Here is a 17,589-nt window from a genome sequence, read left to right on the forward strand (position 1 = left end):
AAAACAAATAGGAGATACTATGAGCGAAGAAAAAAAAGAAAAAATTGTTGTTGACAATGAGCATAAGCATGTACAACATGTAGAACCATACACACCTCAATTTGGTACTATGATACCAAGTAGCGGACAAAAGTTCATGAGAACTTGTGTTATTTGGCAACTATTTAGATTTATTGCAATAAATATAAAGATGACTGTATTAATTATTAAAAGTCATCACTAACACTTCTCGTTCCTTCCATTGCGAAGGAACGAAAAAACCATTTTCATTTAAATTTTATAAGGCTAAATTATGATTAAAGATATAATAATATACCCGACTCCAACAGGTGTGGAATATGCTCCAGATATAAGAGTTTTCAATGAGCAACTTTTTATTTTTATTGATGATTTAAAAGAAACAGTTGAAGCAAATAACTTAAAAGGATTGGCAGCTCCTCAAGTTGGAAGTTATTATAACTTAGTAGTTATAAAAAAGGATGGAGAGTTTCTTGAACTTATAAATCCGAGAGTTCTTCGAAAATCAGGAGAAATAACCTCAGTAGAAACAACTTCTTACTTCCCAAATACAAGTGTCCAAATAAAAAGATATGAAAGTATCAGTTTAGTATATGAAGATAGAAATGGAGACTCTCATTCTTTAAAAGCCTCTGGAGACTTTTCTATACTTCTTCAGAGAAAAATTGATTATCTATTTGGAGCGAATTTTTTAACAAAACTAAAAGATAAAGATAGAGAAAATTTTGAAGCAAGCTTAAATGCCAATGGAGTAAGTTGTCCTACAACACCATCATCATTTAGCAGAGATTATTTTATAAAAGCTTCTAATATTGTTTTAATTGCAATGTTATTACTACTTATTTCATCATTTATTATAAGTGAAAAAGATACATTGAAAGAAATGTGGAATTATCAACTATACCTATCATTTGGCGTTTTAGCCATAAATATTTTTTATGCTCTTTACTCATACTATGAAAATAAAAAATTTAGCATCTGCACCAATTGTTACAATATGAGTATATTTGGTGTAGTTGCCATGGGCTTTTTTAGATTAACTATGATTATGGTAGTATCATTTTTATTAATTAATTAAAGTATTTTTGCTATGAAGGAGGGATAGATGTATGAAAAATTACCAAACTTGGTAAAACATAGAGAAATTTTCATAAACTCTAAAAATGATATTATTACAAAATGGTTATCTTACACTTCACCACAAAAAATATTAAAACAATATGACATAGAAAAAGAATTTTTTTTATCAAGATATGCTGGCGGTGTATTTGATTACTTTATGAATGTAATAGAAGGTAGTGTAAAAATTGGACAATGTCCTATTATGCATAAATTTTTACTATATTTAAAACATAAAGAAATAAGTGCTGATGAACTTTTTGAAATCTGTAATCATTTTCGCCGTTCTATGATTGATTTTTCTTACGATAAAGAACTAGATTCAAAAGATATGACAAATGAAATATCATTTATTTTTGACAAAAACTTTAGAGGTGTATTAAAATTTCATACAGAGACAGTCTTTCAAAAACTCATTGATGCCAGAAAAACAGCAGATACAGCTTCACAAGCTAAAGAATATTTTTTATCAAACATGTCTCATGAGATTAGAACTCCACTTAATGCTATTTTAGGTTTTGTAAATCTTCTTATGGATGAAAATGTTTCAAAAAAACATAGGAACTACCTAAATATTATTTTTAAAAGTGGTGAAAATCTTTTAAGTATTATAAATGATATTTTAGACTTCTCTAAACTGCGTAGTGGTGAATTTACAATCGAAGCAAAAAATTTCTCAGCCCATGATGAGATAAGCCAAACTATGGAGCTTTTCGTTGCTAGTGCTAATGAAAAAAATATTACTATAACATCTTTTATAGACCCTTATATTCCAAAAAAACTATATGCCGACTCTTTAAGAATGAAACAAATATTATCAAATTTTTTGAGTAATGCCATAAAATTTACATCAGTAAATGGACATATCTGCGTAGAAGCTTCTTATGAAAATAGAAATCTCATACTAAGTGTTACAGATAATGGTGTAGGTATCAAAAAACAAGATTTAGACAGTATCTTTACTGCTTTTGTTCAAGCAAATTATGAGCAATTAAAAAACTTAGACGGAACAGGTTTAGGACTTTCTATTTGTCATCAACTTGTACAACGAATGGGTGGAAAAATAAATGTAACATCAACATTTAAAAAAGGAAGTACTTTTTCAATTAGTTTACCAGCATCTTCGCAAAGTGAACTTTGTCCTATTTATGAAAATATATTAAACTTTCAATCTTATAAAATTGTAATTTATTCAGAAGATAATAAAGACTGCTATAAGGCAAATTCTTTCTTAAAGTATGCAAAAATATTTGATATGAATGTAGAAATAGTTAATAACTTAGATAATGATTTTGATATAGCATTTTTTGTAAATGAAGATGTTAATGCAGATTTTAAAGCAAAACTTATAAACTCAGATAAAAAATTCATAGCAATGGTAAATACACCAAGTGACGAATATGACAAATATGATAATATCGCATTTATCTCTTTTCCTTTATATTGTTCTAAAATAAGAGATACTTTTAGTGAGATTTTTAACCCAGATGCTTATTCTCCTCACAAAAAAAATATTGCTACCAAATTTATTGGTCATATTCTTGTAGCAGAGGACAATGAAGCCAATCAAGAACTTATTAAAATTATACTTGCAAAATATGGACTTAGTTTTAGCATTGCTCACAATGGGCTAGAAGCAGTCAACCTTTATAAGCAAAATCATTATGATTTAATTCTTATGGACGAACAGATGCCAATCATGGATGGAACACAAGCAGTTAAAGAAATTTTAGACTATGAGATAAGCAAAGGACTTGGGCATACACCTGTTTCAGCACTTACAGCAAATGTAGTAAAGGGAGCAAAAGAGAAACGATTAAGCAGTGGGTTTGACTCATTTTTGGGTAAGCCAATTATTTTAAAAGATATAGAAGAAGTTTTTAACCTCTACCTAAAAGTAAATTTTAGTGAAAACAATAAGATAAAAATACAAAAATCTAAGGACTCTATTATTGGTTTAGATACAACGAAATTAAAAGAAGAACTTATGTTAAATCAAGATGAACTACTTATGCTTTTAAAATTATTTATAAAAAAAATGAAAAAACAACTTCCAGAATTAGAAGAAGATATAAAGAATAAAGAATATAAAAAAATTGCACTAAATGCTCATAGCATAAAAGGTTCGAGCGGAAATTTTAGAATAGAATCTATACAGCATAATGCAAGTGAGATGGAAGAAATGGCAAAAAATGAAGATGCCAATTATAACTATAAAATATGTTTAGAAAAAATAAGAAGAAGAATTCAAGAGATAGAGATATCTTAAAGATTCTACTCTTCTATACAATAACCAATGCCTGAAGCATTTTTAATAATATCTGTTGGCAACTTATTTCTAAGTCTCCAAACCAGTGTTCTAACACTATTTGCTGTTGCTCCACTCTCTTGCCAAACATAGTCCATTGCTTGCTCAAATGTAACAACACTAGCAAGTTGAGCGACTAAAAGACGCAAAAAAGCATTCTCTTTTTTAGTAAGTTTAATTTTTTTATCTTTAAAAAATGTTTCACTTATACCTATATCAAGATAATATTCATCTCCAAAATATACGATTGGTTTATCTATATCTTTTTTTGCATGTAATAATTTTTCAATATCAAAATCATTTACATTTGATTCTTCTATATTTACTTTTCTTTTATTTTCAACTTCATACTTAAAAATTGCCATCTGAAGAGTTGCATGAAGAGAAGATGGATCAAAAGGCTTAACAATATAACCATAAGGTTCAGTTTGTTTTGCTTGAGATATCATGTCATCATCACTATAAGAAGTGAGATAAATAAACGGAATATTATATTCTTGTCTTACAGTATTACCCAATTCTATGCCATCATTGCTTTCATCAAGAGATATATCAATGATTATTATATCTGGTTCCAACTCTTCTATTTTAACTTTTGCATCTATTGCATTATCACAAACTGCTACAACATCATAGCCATGTTTTTGCAGAGATAAATTAAGATTTAACGCTGTAATCTCATCATCTTCAACAATAATAATACTATTTTCAACCATTAAAACACCCTTTTTATTAAATAAATGTAATTACTTTGTGATATTATAATATAACTTTGTACTATTTACAATACTATAATGATTATATGAATAGGTTGTTACTAAATAACACAAATGTTTTTATTATTAAGTTTACAATTACTTGGATACAACACTTTACCACATGGAACAACTAAAGAAGAATCTTCAAGGTGAACATCTTGATCATCAAAAAATATATGTGCTTTAAAGGCTTTTAAAATTTTGCTTTTCGTAATACCGCCTAAAAAAAATGCTTCATCAACATAAACACCCCAATGTCTTAAAGTTTTAATAGCTCTAATATCAGATGGTGCATTTCTAGCTGTAACTAAGGCTATACGGACAGGAGAGAATTCCATTCTCATAGGAAGTCTATCTTGTAAAGAAGCAAGTTTTTTTAGAAATGAAGCAAAAGGACCTTTATTCATTGGAATATCTTGTGCTTTTTTTTCATTTTCATGAAAGGCTTCTATGCCTTTTTCCTTATAAACTATCTCACTTTCTTCATCAAAAAGTACAGCATCTCCATCAAAAGCTATTCTAACTTGATCATCACTTATATCACATTCATACTCTGGAGAAACTGACAATACTGCTGAAGCGCATACTCTATTATCAATCACTACCTGAGCATCTTCTTCATTTGTAGTTAAAAATAAGTCAACATTAAATGCTTCTAAATAATCAGCACTAGATTCCCCTGCTGTAAATGCTGAGCGAGTTATATTTAGTCCAATCTCTCTTATGGTATTTAATACTCTTACACCAGTATCTGGTGAGTTTCTCGACATTACGACTACTTCAACCAAAGGAGTTTCATTTTTATTTTGAAATCTATTTAAATTTAACAGTGCTTTTATAAGAGGAAAACCAACTCCTTTTTCAAGTACTATATCCTCATTTTTAAGCATATAATCTCTATAAACCTCTATTGCCTTATCAGGATGAGAAGCATATTTTTTATATAATTTATCTGCTTGGGATAGGTCAAATAAAGCAGTTGCAGAGATGCCAACAACAAGTGTATTTTGTAAGTTAAGTGCCAAGATATATCCTTTTTTATGCTCTATTACTTTATTATAGTAAGATTCTTCTATGACTTACTTTGTTTATATACTTAAGTGTAGCGATAGCACTCTTTATACTGGAATAGCCACAGATATTACAAGGCGATTGAATGAACATAACAACTCAGATAAAGGTGCAAAATATACAAAGAATAGACGCCCTGTTAAGCTCGTATACAGTGAATCTCAGCCTGATAGAAGTAGTGCTTCAAAAAGGGAGTATTTTATAAAAAAACTCTCAAGAGAAAAGAAACTACAACTCATAAATCAATCAATCCTCCAGTAAAAAATCTCTCTTCTTGCATCTGAGCTAAAAAGCTCTTTTTCATTTATAAATATTATATTGTTTGGTGGAGCCTTATGACCAACTAAACGATCTGTGAACTCTTTTGTTTTTGGATTAAATAGTTGTAGATAATTTTCTTCACCTCTGGAAAAAACCCCTACTTTAGCACTTGGGCTTAAACCAACACAGTAAACTAAAAAATCATTTTTTATGTAATAAGGTTTTTGATTTTTAACATATACTGCCATTCTCCTATCTTGTCCTGCTGTTAAGACTACTCCATTTTTAAATGCTACATGAAAAATATTATCAACATTTTGCGCTTTAAAACTTTTTTTTACTTTAGAACTTTTTGCATCTATGAGTTTAACTTCTCCACCCTCATCTACTACTATAATCTCTTGTTTATCATCACTTAGAGTCATATCGCCTAAGGCACTATATGAGATATGTATTTTATAAACATTATAGTTTTCAGTAGTATCTCTTAATATAACTTCTGAGCCAAGTGTGCCAAATATAATTTTTTTATCATCTAAAAAACGAGCTTCTTTAATTGACAATTTTTTTTCTTCATTTATTATATTTTTTAGTTCATTATTTTCATAAATCCATACATTCGTATACGAACTCTTACCGATGCTTACGATGAGAACTTTATTATTGATATAATCAACACTTAAAATATTTGGAGCTATTAGTTTATTCATTGAAGTAGTAAGAGGTGGAAGAACAATCTGCTTGACTATTTGTTTCTTTTTAATATCAAAAATATCAACTACACCCATATCATTTGCAGCATAAAGATGATTTTTATCAATCACAAAATCATTAACAAAACCAACAGACTTTAGTTTAAATGTTGGGAAAATATCTTTTGCATCTATTTGTATATAAATAAAACAAATAAGAATAAAATATTTAATATAAATGCTTATCACCATTTTTTAAAAAAAGAGATTCTAAAAACTTAAATTCACTCTCTTTATTTTTCTCTCCATTGTATTCAGAAACAGTATATGAAAAGTTAAATTTGTCTTTTATTTTATCAATAAAAAGAGTTGATTCATCTTTAGTTGTGTGAGATAAAAAGATAACTATAGTATCTGAATCAATTTGCTGGAGTACATCTGACTTGCGTATCATCTTTTCTAGTATGTTAAAAGCATCTTTATTTTGTGTATTAATTAACATTACTACTAATGATAGCCTATATCTCAATGCCCTATAAAACTCATCAGTTCCAATATTTAAAGCATTTTCAATAAGCATTTCCATTTTAATCTTCTTTTACTTCTAAATTTTTCTTCAGTAGTTCAAATTCATCTTTATATAGTATATCATCTCTAAGCATATTAACAAGCTCATTAAGGCGTCTATCTTTAAACTCTTTACCTTTTGTGTGAATAATTCTTATTTCTTTTTTAAAGGCATCTTTTTTAGCTTTTCTTCTTTCTTCAAGAGGATTATCAATCTCATATTTTTTTGCATTTCTTCTAGACCAAATCCAAGAGATTACAGACATACTAAAAAAAACTACAACAAATAAAATAGCCTCATTGTAAATACTATCTAATACTTTTGGGTCAATACCTTCTGTATTCATACATTACTCTCCATGTTTAAAATTGGCATTATAACGAATCTATATAATAAATTACGCAAATTTAAATCAAATATAGATATTTTAAAATATCTTAAAGCTTAGATTGGATATAAACTCGGAGATATAAAATATTTGAGGTTTTTTTTAATGGCTTTACTAATTAATAACGAATGCATTGCATGTGATGCATGTCGTGAAGAGTGTCCAACTACTGCGATAGAAGAGGGTGACCCCGTGTACTATATAGACCCTGATAGATGCATAGAGTGTGTTAGTATCTATGATGAACCAGCTTGTATCTCAGTATGCCCCGTAGATTGCATTGTTTTAGACAAAGACAATGTTGAATCGATCGCAGAACTACAGTTTAAATACAAAAATTTAAAAACAGAAGAGTAACTGAACTTTCAATGGCAAAACGAGTAGCAGTTATCGACATAGGTTCTAGCTCAATAAGGCTAGCTGTTTATGAAAAAACATCTCGTTTTGCTTTTCATCTTTTAAATGAGTCAAAAAGCAGAGTCAGACTTTCACAAAATGCTTACCAAAATAATAATAACCTTCAAGAAGAAGCAATCAAAAGAACAGTAGATGCCCTTCGAGACTTTTTAACTATTATTACCTCATATAAAGCTAGAAAAACTTTATGCGTAGCGACATCAGCGTTAAGAGAAGCACCAAACAAACAAGAATTTATTTTAAGAGTAAAAAAAGAGTTAAATCTAAACATTAAAATAATAGATGGTCAAAAAGAAGCTTACTTAGGTGCAATTGCTTGTGCTAACTTACTGCCAACGCAAAAAAATGCAATTAGCATAGATATAGGTGGAGGTTCTACTGAATTAGCTCTAATTGATGATAAACGCATTTTAAACACTATGTCTATTAATCTCGGTACCATTAGGATTAAAGAACTTTTTTGCGATTGCCAAAAAATAGATGAAGCTATAAAATATATAGACTCAAAACTTGAAGTATTAAATGATAAAAATGTAAATACTATCATTGGACTTGGAGGAACATTTAGAGCAATTTCCACAGCTATTTTAAAAAATAAAAAATATCCGCTAAACAAGACTCATGCTTTTACTTATGATAGTGATGAGCTAAATAATTTTTTAAATGCTGTTTTGAATGCGGACAATAAAGAACTTACAAAACTTGGCATAAGAAGTGAAAGGTTTGACATAATTAAACCTGGAGTTATGATACTCCAAAGAATACTAAAAAAGCTTTCTATTAAAAAAGTTGTAACAAGTGGTGTAGGAGTTAGAGAAGGTGTATTTTTAAGTGACTTACTAAGAGGTTCTAAAGATAAGTTTCCAACACACTACAACACATCTATGAGGTATATTCTAGATGCTCATGTAAGTGAGAAAAATTTTGCAAATCTTTTAAACTCATTGGCTAAAAAAATATTCGATTTAACTTATCTACACTTAGGCATAGATAAACAATATCGTAAAGACTTAGCGATGGCTGCAAAACTATACCCAAGTGGAGGAGATGTACATTTTTACTCTAAAAACAAGCATAGTTACTATCTAATTCAAAGTGCATTAGAGTATGGGGTAACTCATAATCAGATTATTCTTATTGCAACTCTATGTAAATATGCTAAAAAGAAACTTCCATCTTCTTCGCATCTACAAAAGTATGCTCTACTTCTTCCAGATACTAATACTACAAATGTTCTTAGTTACCTACTGTCTCTTAGCATATCTTTACTTGTTCATAGGCCAAGAAATATTGACTTTGATTTAGTTTTTTGTGATGGAGTATTAAAAATCAAATCAAATAAAAAACTTCATCTAAGTAAAGAAGCAGTAGAAAAACTAGAAGCTATAACTAGCTTAAAAATAGAGTTTTAAAAGTTAAAATCTCTGTCCCATTGTAAATTCAAATGAAGAAGTTCTATCTCCTGGTTGTACATTAAGTGGTCTTGCAAACATAAGTTGAACTGGTCCAACCGGAGAGAACCACTCTAATCCTAGTCCATAACCACCGCGAGAAAATTCACTTAAAGACTCACCTCCAATTAACCCCCAGTCAAAAAAAGCAACTAATCGCATCTTAGCTTTTGGAACAAGTGGTAAAGAAAGTTCAAAGTTATTTGAAAAGGTTTGAGTACCACCGATTAGTCTATCTTTACCATCACTCTCTTTTATTCTCGGAGAGATAGAGTAAGATTCATAACCTCTTACACTCCCAAGACCACCCATATAAAATCTCTCAGCAATTGGAAGATAACCTGTATCTGCAGCAAAGTAAAACCTAGCCTTGTATCTAAAAATAGCATCAAAGCCTATATAATCTTCAAGGCCATTATATTTTCCAAAAGTTGTTCTAGATTTAAAAAAGTTCGCATCTCCGCCAAGACCAGATTTTTCAAAACTTTGTTTAAAAGCAAAACCCTCTCTTGGTAAATAATAATCATCTGTATTATCAAAATTAGCACTAATAGTAATAGCACTCTTTGCGTAACTCTCAAAATAATAATTCACTGTGTTATTGTTTTCATCAACACTAAGTACATCATGTAAAGTATAGTCATTCTTTGAGTAATTATATCCCATATATCCACTAATACTTCTAGAAAATCTATGTCCAACTCCAACCCCAGTACCTAAAGTACTTACATCATAATCATTATACTCGATATCTGACATATAAACAGAAAAATTACCACTAAAGTCACTATCATTTAATCTTGAATTTGAAATATTATAAGAGTAGTTGTTTGTCTTCCCAGAGCGTTCTATTTTAACACCCATGTTTATACCTGAACCCCAAATATTTCTATCATTTACAGCTAAAGTAACTAAAAGACCCCCATAACTTCCATATCCACCACCGATTTGAATATTACCAGTTGGTGCTTCTTTTAACTTAACAACTAAGTCCATAGTAGAGTTGTCTATTCTTTGTTCTTCTATTGTGTTGCCTTCAAAATAACCAAGTCTACCAAGAGAATTTCTTGAATCTTTTAAATCAGTAAGAGAATACATATCTCCTGGACCTAAATATAACTCTCTTCTTACAATTCTATCTAGTGTTCTTGTATTTCCAGAGATTACTACATTTCTTATTTTTACTTTATCACCAGGTGTAATTTTAAAAATAACTTCGACGGTTTGGTCTTTTTTATTTTTTCTTAAATCTGGTGTTACTTGAACAAAGGCATAACTTAAATCTGCTATAAGAGTTTTGATTTTTTGTGCATCATCACGAAATGTTTTTATATTAAAAGGTTCACCTTTTTCTAACTCAATAATTTCTCGTATTTTTTTATCATCTACAACTTCATCTACTTGGTGCAAAGAAATTTTACTTATGGTATAAACTTCCCCTTCTTCTATTTGATAACTCATTTGAGCTGTGTAGTGATCAAAATTTACCCTAACAAAAGGCTCATCAACAGTAGCATCTAAATATCCATGTTGCATATACATATCACGAATTCTAAGAGGGTCATATGCTAAATCAGAAAGTTTCATATCTCCACTATTTCGCCCCCAAAGCCAACCCATAAATTGATGTTCTTTATTTGCTATGACTTCATCAAATATATCTACATCTAAATTTTTAACACCGCTATACTCAAGATTTTCAATAATTATTTCTTCACCTTCATTTGCGATAAATATGATTTTTATACTTCCATTATCAAGGTGTTCTTCTTTTATCTCTACAACACTATCAATCTTTCCATCTTGAGAGATTGCTTCTATAATTCTTTTTTTTGCAGCAAGTAGCTTCTTTTTATCATAGAGTGAACCTTTTTTTATTTGGATAACACTATCTAAGATATCTTTATCGTTTTCTTTCCAACCCTCTAACTCAACTTTAGAGATAATAGCTTTTTCTTTAAAATGAAAAGTTAAATTTCCAGCATTAAACTCAATCCAAATATCAGTAAAATATCCCTGTTTAAAATACTTTTTTATTGCTTTATCTAAAATCTTTTCATTAATGTTGTCATTGACTTCAAAATCTAACATTCTTAATGCAACAGGCTTTGATATGTGTACCATGCCCTCATAACTTATTGATTTAATTGTTATTGCAGATAAATTGATACTTAATAGTATTAGCAAAATTGCTAAAAAATTTCTCATTAAAATTCCATAGTTATAAAATAGAAAAAGATTTTACCTTTATTAGGGTTAATTTGAAGTAAACTATGTATAATTCATATTAAAAAATAAGAAGAGATATGAATATAGCAATTGTTGGACTTGGACTTATGGGTGGCTCACTTGCTTTGAGTCTGAAAAAATTAAACTTTATAGATGAAGTTGTAGGTAGTGACCACAATAAAAAACACCAAAAAGAGGCTATAAAATTAGGTCTTGTTAGTAAAATCATCAGCATTGAAGATACAAAGAATTATGATGTTATCTTTTTAGCGATACCTGTTGATGGTGTTATTTCTGTACTTCACAACTTAAAAGATGTTGATGAAAATCTTACTATCATAGACTTAGGTAGTACAAAATCTAAAATAATTTCTTCTATTCCATCTTCCATACGAAAAAACTTTGTTGGTGCACACCCAATGACAGGAACAGAATACTTTGGACCTTCAGCAGCTGTTGATGGACTATATCAGGATCAAGTTGTTGTTCTATGTGATTTAGAAAAAAGTGGAGAGCATCAACAACAGGTAAGTAAAAAAATCTTTAAATCTCTTGGCATGAAAAAATACTTTATGAAAGCTAGTGAACATGACCGTCATGCCGCTATTATCTCACATATGCCTCATGCTATTTCTTACTCAATTGCAAATACTATTATGAAACAAGAAAAGAAAGATAACATCTTAGCTCTTGCAGCTGGTGGATTTCGTTCAATGAGTCGCTTAGCAAAGAGTTCACCAAATATGTGGGAAGATATATTTAGACAAAATAAAAACGATTTACTTGAAGCAATTACTCTTTTTCAGACAGAATTAACAGGTCTTAAAAAAGCAATTGAAAATGATGAATGGGAAAAAGTTCATCAAGAGATGGAATATGCTAATAAACTTCATGATATCTTAGACTAGGAAATATCGTACCTTTTAATTAACTCTTTTAATAGTTTTTTATCTACTTCTATTTTAGCATCTTCATAAATATTTTTTTCTAAAATATCCATCATATTTTTAACATCTTCATTATTTTTAAATGGAAGAAATTTTACTAAAAGTATTTTTGGCTCTTTTACAGATACTACCTGTTTTTTTTGTTTAAATTTATATGATTTTAACAACATTATTAAAGCACCAGATGCCATACCTACTACAAAAATAAGGATAAACCAATAGTCTGATATAGCTTTTTTATTTATTTTTATAACTTTTTCTTTTACCTCTTCTTTTTTTATAGTAAGTTTTTCTTTTATTTTAGAATTTTTTACCTTTATATTTATAGCTTGAGTTGAAATAGTTTGTATTTGCTTTGTTTGAGGATTAAAAAATTTCAGGGTAAAAGGTTTAATTATAAAATTATTTTCTCCAACAAAAACTATTTCTTGAGTTAAAACATTATCTTTAATAACTATTTTTTCATCAAATATATTTATCTCGTCTATGTATGGCTTAAAACTTTTTATATCTTCTAAATTGCCATTTCCTTCTACTTTAAGACTAAGGTTTATTGCTTCATTTGAATTAATCTCAGTTTTATCAACACTAGCACTAATACTGAAATCTCCTACTAAACTAGCTCCGCTTGGTAACTTTTTCACATATATATTTAACTCATTTGAGAAGTAGGTTTTCCACTTTATTTTTGGTATCCATGATCCCCAACTATCACGTGTATGAGATCTAGAAGCTATTCGCATCTGTGCTGAAGTTATTTTTAACTGCCCGTCTCTTTGTGCTGCTATTTTATATGTTATTTTTGTTATTGAATATTTTTTACCTTGGCTTCTTGTAGGTTGTGATTCACTTTTTATCCAAAAACCTTTTAACTTAGGAGGTGTAAATTTACTATCAATAGCCTCAGCATCTTTTTTTTGTTTTAACAGTAAACTAACTTCAAAAGCTTCACCAACAAAAACTTCTTTTTTTGAACTCTCTAAAATTAAAATAAAATCGGCATCTTTGTTAGCTAGAATTTTTCTTACATTAACCTCAACTTTATTACTTTTTTGTATTTTTCCATCTATATCTACTTCCATTGGTTCAATCACACAACTTTTTTGAGGAATAAACTTATAGCTTAATATATTGCTTCTTGTGACACTGCCATTAATCATCTCGATAGATGTTTGAGAAGATGTAGAGATAACATTAACCCCACAAAGAGAGTTTATAATTGGTCTTGTAATATCAGATCCTGATAGATGCAAAGAGTATGTTACCATTTCCCCTATTTCAACATTTTTAGCATCTACACTTGCTCTAACATTAGCAAATACAACTGTATGCGTTATTAATAATATAAAAATTATTTTACCAAGGTTTTTCATTATCTCTTGCCTCATTAGGTTTTTCTTTATTTAGTTTATACATGTAAGTATTTTTTTGCAGATTAATCTCGTTTAACCATTTTGCCTCTTCTGCATCACTCATTTTTGATTTTGAAGTATTTTGAGCTTTACCTGATGACTTATCATCTTTTTTATCTTTATCTTTTTCTAACTTATCAAGTTTTTGTTTCTCTCGTTCTTCTTGTTTCGCTTTATCATTTTGTTCTTTTTGAGAATCTTTTTCCTCTTTATTCTTCATATCATCAGATTTTTGTTTTTTATCTTTTGAGTCTTTTGATTTAGAGCTATCTTCATCTTTTTTATTTTTATCTTTTTCTTTTGAGTCTTTATCTCCATTCTTATCTTTTTTATTCATCTTTTCATTACCATCTTTATCTTCTTTTTTACCTTCTTTATCTCCGCCTTCTTGTGCTTCTTCTTTTTTCTTTTTTATTCTTTTTTTTACTTCTTCCAAATTTTTTTTAATATTATCATCCTCTACTAATTTTAAAGATTGTTCATAATATTTTTTTGCTTTTTCTAAATTATCTTGTTTTCCTTGCTTAGCATGTGCATTACCTAAATTAGCAAACTTCATAGCTTTATATTTATCTTTTTGAAATATTACTTTTTCATACAACTTTACAGCTTCTTTATATTTTTTTTGTTTATAAAAAGCATTACCTGCATTAAAATAACTATGTGGGTCTTGCGATTTATTCGCATACTCCTCATAAATAGATGCTGACTTTTTATAATCACCCTTTTCATAAGCTTTTTTAGCATCTCTAAGTTGCATAAAATCCATCAACCCTGCCCTAGCATCTATAGATGCTAACATAAAGAAAAGAAGTGCCAATCCACTAGCAGATGAGTTATTTATTTTTCTACCTATTGAACTAGTCGCAATTAGCAATAGTAAAAGTGACATAGCCAAAGGATAATAAAAAAGAGGTATATATTTATGAATCTCTTCACTTTTTAACTCTTTTGTACTGCTTATACTTTTTATCTCTTTTAGCATTGTCATAATATCTCTGTTTGAAGTTGTATTAGCTATATATACACCACCAGTTTTAACAGCTAAATCTGCTATATTTTCATTTAATCTTGATACTAAAATATCTCCATTATGTTTTATGAAAGTTCCATCTCGAAGTTTTATAGGTGCACCTTTACTTGTGCCTATTGCCAAAACAAAAACAACAATATTATTTTCCTTTGCAAATGATATTTCATCTGAAAAATCATCTGCATCTCCACCATCACTTAAAATTAAAAGATACTTTTGCATTTTACTTTTTGATGATAATGCAAAAGTTTCTAAGATGGAAAAAAAGTCTGTTCCTTTTTCTGTTATGGAAGTCGTGTCTAGTTGAGTTAGTAAAAAAGAAACTGCTTTTGTATCAAAACTAAGAGGAGAGACTAGGTAAGAATTTTTTGCAAATGCCATTAAACCAACTCTTTGATTTGTAGAATATTTTAGTAGTGTCAATGCTTTTTGTTTTGCTAAATTTAAACGATTTGGATAAACATCCTCAGCAAGCATAGAGTCTGAAATATCAAAAGCAATCATAATATCTGAACTTTTAGCTTTTACTAGAACCTTACCATCATCTATTACTGGTTGTGCTAAAGCGATGATGATAAAAAATCCCATAAGAAAAAAGAGTGCGTTTCTTGCACGGATGCTTAAAGTATTTGCACTAACTCTAAGCTTATCCATAACTTCTTTACTAAAAAAATGAGCCTCGCTCTCCTTTTGTCTAAGTAAAATAAAAAATAAAATAAAAAGAGGTGGCAACATATAGTATAAAAATTCAGGATGTAAAAAACTCATTAAACACTCCCTCTTTTATTTCTCAAATATACATAAAGCATCAAAGATAATAAAGATAAAAATAAAGGATATGTGTAGTAATATTTAATATATGAAAAAGTTTGAGCTTGAATTTTTGACTTTTCAAGCTTATCTATCATGGCATATACTTCTTCTAGCTCCATCGCACTAGATGCTCCAAATGCTTTTCCACCAGTTTTTTCAGCAATATTCAGTAAAACTTCCCTATTATATTCATGCGGCATACCTATTCCAATAGGGTAAACTTTGATCCCCTCTTTTATTGCCATTTCTAGCGCTACATCAAGTGGAATTTTATCTATGCTTGGTGTTGAGTCTCCATCAGTGAGTAAAATAGCTACCTTACTTTTAGACTCACTCATCTTTAAAAGGTTTACACCTTGAGCTAAAGAAGTGTAAAGTGCTGTATATTTTTCTGCCATTCCAATATAGAGTTGAGAAAGAATTTTATTTAAAATATTAGCATCATAAGTTAGAGGAGATGCTATAAAAGAGTATGATCCAAAAACAACCAAACCTATGTTGTCATTTTGTCTTGCTTTAATGAACTTACTAACTATATCTATAACAACATCAAATCTTGATAGATTCGGATTAACTACATCAAAACCTTTAATTCCCATAGAGTGGGATGCATCTAAAATAAGTGCTATTTCATAACCATCTTTTGGTTCTAACTCATAAGGCTCATCTTTTACAGGTGACATCAAAGCTACAACTAACATAACTACTCCAAGCCATTTTAAAAAGAATAAAAGCTTAGATGCTGATACACTAGAGTTCACAAAATCTTTTGTATGAGGAAAATATAGTGATGGCAATTTCATCTTGCAATATTTTGCACAAATCATAAAGATTAAAATTATTAGAAGAAGAAAAGGAAACTCAAAGTAAAGTCCATCAAACATCAAGCATACCTTTATAAAGTTCAATATAACCTAAAATATCACTATCAAATTCTGTTACATTTTGTCTATATTTATAAACTTCTAGTCTTTGAACTAAGTCTTCATACATATCTTTATGTCTTAAACTGTCATCTTTAAATACTAATCCTAAAGAAGTAATCTGATAAGCTGAATTTTTAGTCTCTTTTAGGTCAAGAGCATTAATGATTTTTAAATTCTCTTTTCTCTGATTAAATGCATTTTTTGCCTTTATCCATTTGTAAATAAGATAAGAAATTACAAGCAAAAGGATAATTACCAAAAAAACAAGAGCCAAAAAATAATACAAAGAATACTCTTGAATTTCTAAAAGTGGTTTTATATCATGCAACGGAATATCAAAACTTTTTTCTTGCATCTACCTACCCTCAAATAATCGTCTAAGTTCTACACTCTCTTGTGAGTGAGTATATATTTTTGTAAATCTAACCTGATCTTTTCTAAAAGTTTCATATAGATTATGGTCATGCATCTTTACTTTTTTTGCATAAGCTTTTACACTAGATGCATTAAAATCACCTTCTAGTGTTGCTCCACTTTCTGGGTCAACTAAAGAAGCGAAACCCATCTGAGGTGGATTCTCTTCTAATGTATCTCTAACTATTATAGATATAACCTCATGTTTTTTTGCCAAAAGTTTAAAGTTTGGTATCTCAAAAAAATCTCCCATAATTATGATTAAAGATTTTCTTTTTAGTCGTTTATAAAGGGTATCAGCCACAACTTTAAAATCAACCTTTTTATTTATGGCATCAAAATCTAAAATATCTGATACATTTTTTTGAATTTGATGAAGTTTTTTACTTGGTTTAGTATTTGAAATCATTTCATCTGTAAAAATATATGAACTTAATAAGTCACCATTTTTAAGTGTCGAAAAACTCAAAAGTGCTGATATATCAGCAATGGAATCTTGTTTAAATTTTTTAGAGCCAAAATGAACACTTCCGTTTAAAATAGAAACTAAAACAACATTTAACTCTCTTTCTTCACGAAAGATTTTTATAAATGGTTTTTGCATTTTAGCTGTGATATTCCAATCAATATGACGAATGTCATCTCCTGGCATATACTCTCGTAACTCTATAAAATCGTAACCTTCACCTTGAAAAATAGATGGATTGTTTCCAACCATTTCACTAAAAACTTGGCGTCTAGCACGAACTAAAATCTTTTGCAAT

The 17,589-nt window shown here is 29.1% G+C and carries 18 protein-coding genes; 7 read left to right on the plus strand and 11 right to left on the minus strand.

The window, feature by feature from the left end; all coding sequences use genetic code 11:
- Positions 1 to 19 precede the first annotated feature (19 nt).
- The 3 genes from MOV42_RS10015 (at position 20) to MOV42_RS10025 (ending at position 3,406) form a co-directional block, all read left to right on the plus strand.
- Positions 20 to 223 (plus strand): hypothetical protein, encoded by a 204-nt coding sequence (locus MOV42_RS10015; RefSeq protein WP_324171041.1) that lies wholly within the window; start codon positions 20 to 22, stop codon positions 221 to 223.
- 69 nt (positions 224 to 292) lie between these two features.
- The gene (locus MOV42_RS10020) at positions 293 to 1,096 is read left to right on the plus strand and encodes a peptide deformylase (RefSeq protein ID WP_324171042.1); all 804 of its coding nucleotides are present in this window, start codon (positions 293 to 295) and stop codon (positions 1,094 to 1,096) included.
- Positions 1,097 to 1,123: 27 nt separating this feature from the next.
- A complete protein-coding gene (locus MOV42_RS10025; protein ID WP_324171043.1) occupies positions 1,124 to 3,406 on the plus strand; it encodes a hybrid sensor histidine kinase/response regulator in 2,283 nt (760 codons plus the stop codon).
- 5 nt (positions 3,407 to 3,411) lie between these two features.
- On the opposite strand, the gene MOV42_RS10030 is transcribed toward MOV42_RS10025, so the two are convergent.
- Together MOV42_RS10030 and MOV42_RS10035 are read right to left on the minus strand one after the other, a co-directional pair.
- On the minus strand, positions 3,412 to 4,161 hold the full coding sequence (locus MOV42_RS10030; protein WP_324171044.1) for a response regulator: 750 nt from the start codon (positions 4,159 to 4,161) through the stop codon (positions 3,412 to 3,414).
- A 101-nt stretch (positions 4,162 to 4,262) separates the two neighbouring features.
- Positions 4,263 to 5,228: a 5'-nucleotidase gene (locus MOV42_RS10035; RefSeq protein ID WP_324171045.1), complete on the minus strand. Its 966-nt coding sequence runs from the start codon at positions 5,226 to 5,228 to the stop codon at positions 4,263 to 4,265.
- A gap of 49 nt (positions 5,229 to 5,277) precedes the next feature.
- On the opposite strand from MOV42_RS10035, the gene MOV42_RS10040 reads away from it, so the two are divergent.
- Positions 5,278 to 5,535, plus strand: coding sequence for a GIY-YIG nuclease family protein (locus MOV42_RS10040; RefSeq protein WP_324171046.1), 258 nt, complete (start codon positions 5,278 to 5,280; stop codon positions 5,533 to 5,535).
- Here MOV42_RS10040 and MOV42_RS10045 read toward each other — a convergent pair.
- Genes MOV42_RS10045 through MOV42_RS10055 form a run of 3 tightly spaced genes read right to left on the minus strand, consistent with a single transcriptional unit; the run spans position 5,517 to position 7,141 of the window.
- The gene (locus tag MOV42_RS10045) at positions 5,517 to 6,476 is read right to left on the minus strand and encodes a WD40 repeat domain-containing protein (protein WP_324171047.1); all 960 of its coding nucleotides are present in this window, start codon (positions 6,474 to 6,476) and stop codon (positions 5,517 to 5,519) included. The genes MOV42_RS10040 and MOV42_RS10045 overlap by 19 nt on opposite strands.
- Positions 6,457 to 6,813 carry a hypothetical protein gene (locus MOV42_RS10050; protein WP_324171048.1) on the minus strand — a complete coding sequence of 119 codons (357 nt, stop codon included), beginning with the start codon at positions 6,811 to 6,813 and terminating at the stop codon, positions 6,457 to 6,459. The genes MOV42_RS10045 and MOV42_RS10050 overlap by 20 nt, the downstream gene beginning before the upstream one ends.
- Position 6,814: 1 nt before the next feature.
- Positions 6,815 to 7,141, minus strand: coding sequence for a hypothetical protein (locus MOV42_RS10055; protein ID WP_324171049.1), 327 nt, complete (start codon positions 7,139 to 7,141; stop codon positions 6,815 to 6,817).
- Between the two features lie 147 nt (positions 7,142 to 7,288).
- On the opposite strand from MOV42_RS10055, the gene MOV42_RS10060 reads away from it, so the two are divergent.
- A complete protein-coding gene (locus tag MOV42_RS10060) occupies positions 7,289 to 7,540 on the plus strand; it encodes a YfhL family 4Fe-4S dicluster ferredoxin (RefSeq protein WP_324171050.1) in 252 nt (83 codons plus the stop codon).
- Positions 7,541 to 7,551: 11 nt separating this feature from the next.
- Complete coding sequence (locus tag MOV42_RS10065; RefSeq protein ID WP_324171051.1) at positions 7,552 to 9,012, plus strand: Ppx/GppA phosphatase family protein; 1,461 nt, start codon at positions 7,552 to 7,554, stop codon at positions 9,010 to 9,012.
- Between the two features lie 3 nt (positions 9,013 to 9,015).
- Here MOV42_RS10065 and bamA read toward each other — a convergent pair whose 3' ends face one another.
- Positions 9,016 to 11,259 (minus strand): outer membrane protein assembly factor BamA, encoded by a 2,244-nt coding sequence (gene bamA / locus MOV42_RS10070; protein WP_324171052.1) that lies wholly within the window; start codon positions 11,257 to 11,259, stop codon positions 9,016 to 9,018.
- A gap of 98 nt (positions 11,260 to 11,357) precedes the next feature.
- Here bamA and MOV42_RS10075 point away from each other — a divergent pair, with 98 nt between their 5' ends.
- Entirely contained in the window at positions 11,358 to 12,188 is an 831-nt protein-coding gene (locus tag MOV42_RS10075) for a prephenate dehydrogenase (RefSeq protein ID WP_324171053.1), read from the plus strand.
- Here MOV42_RS10075 and MOV42_RS10080 read toward each other — a convergent pair.
- From MOV42_RS10080 to MOV42_RS10100, 5 genes are read right to left on the minus strand one after another with little or no spacing between them, the layout of a single operon-like run.
- Positions 12,185 to 13,600, minus strand: coding sequence for a BatD family protein (locus tag MOV42_RS10080; RefSeq protein WP_324171054.1), 1,416 nt, complete (start codon positions 13,598 to 13,600; stop codon positions 12,185 to 12,187). The genes MOV42_RS10075 and MOV42_RS10080 overlap by 4 nt on opposite strands.
- Complete coding sequence (locus MOV42_RS10085; protein WP_324171055.1) at positions 13,584 to 15,440, minus strand: VWA domain-containing protein; 1,857 nt, start codon at positions 15,438 to 15,440, stop codon at positions 13,584 to 13,586. The genes MOV42_RS10080 and MOV42_RS10085 overlap by 17 nt, the downstream gene beginning before the upstream one ends.
- The gene (locus MOV42_RS10090) at positions 15,440 to 16,369 is read right to left on the minus strand and encodes a VWA domain-containing protein (RefSeq protein WP_324171056.1); all 930 of its coding nucleotides are present in this window, start codon (positions 16,367 to 16,369) and stop codon (positions 15,440 to 15,442) included. The genes MOV42_RS10085 and MOV42_RS10090 overlap by 1 nt, the downstream gene beginning before the upstream one ends.
- Positions 16,362 to 16,766, minus strand: a complete 405-nt coding sequence (locus MOV42_RS10095; RefSeq protein WP_324171057.1) for a hypothetical protein — start codon at positions 16,764 to 16,766, stop codon at positions 16,362 to 16,364. The genes MOV42_RS10090 and MOV42_RS10095 overlap by 8 nt, the downstream gene beginning before the upstream one ends.
- Complete coding sequence (locus MOV42_RS10100) at positions 16,767 to 17,588, minus strand: DUF58 domain-containing protein (protein WP_324171058.1); 822 nt, start codon at positions 17,586 to 17,588, stop codon at positions 16,767 to 16,769.
- Position 17,589: the final 1 nt, after the last annotated feature.

The organism is Sulfurimonas sp. (assembly GCF_029027405.1).
Lineage (GTDB): Bacteria > Campylobacterota > Campylobacteria > Campylobacterales > Sulfurimonadaceae > Sulfurimonas.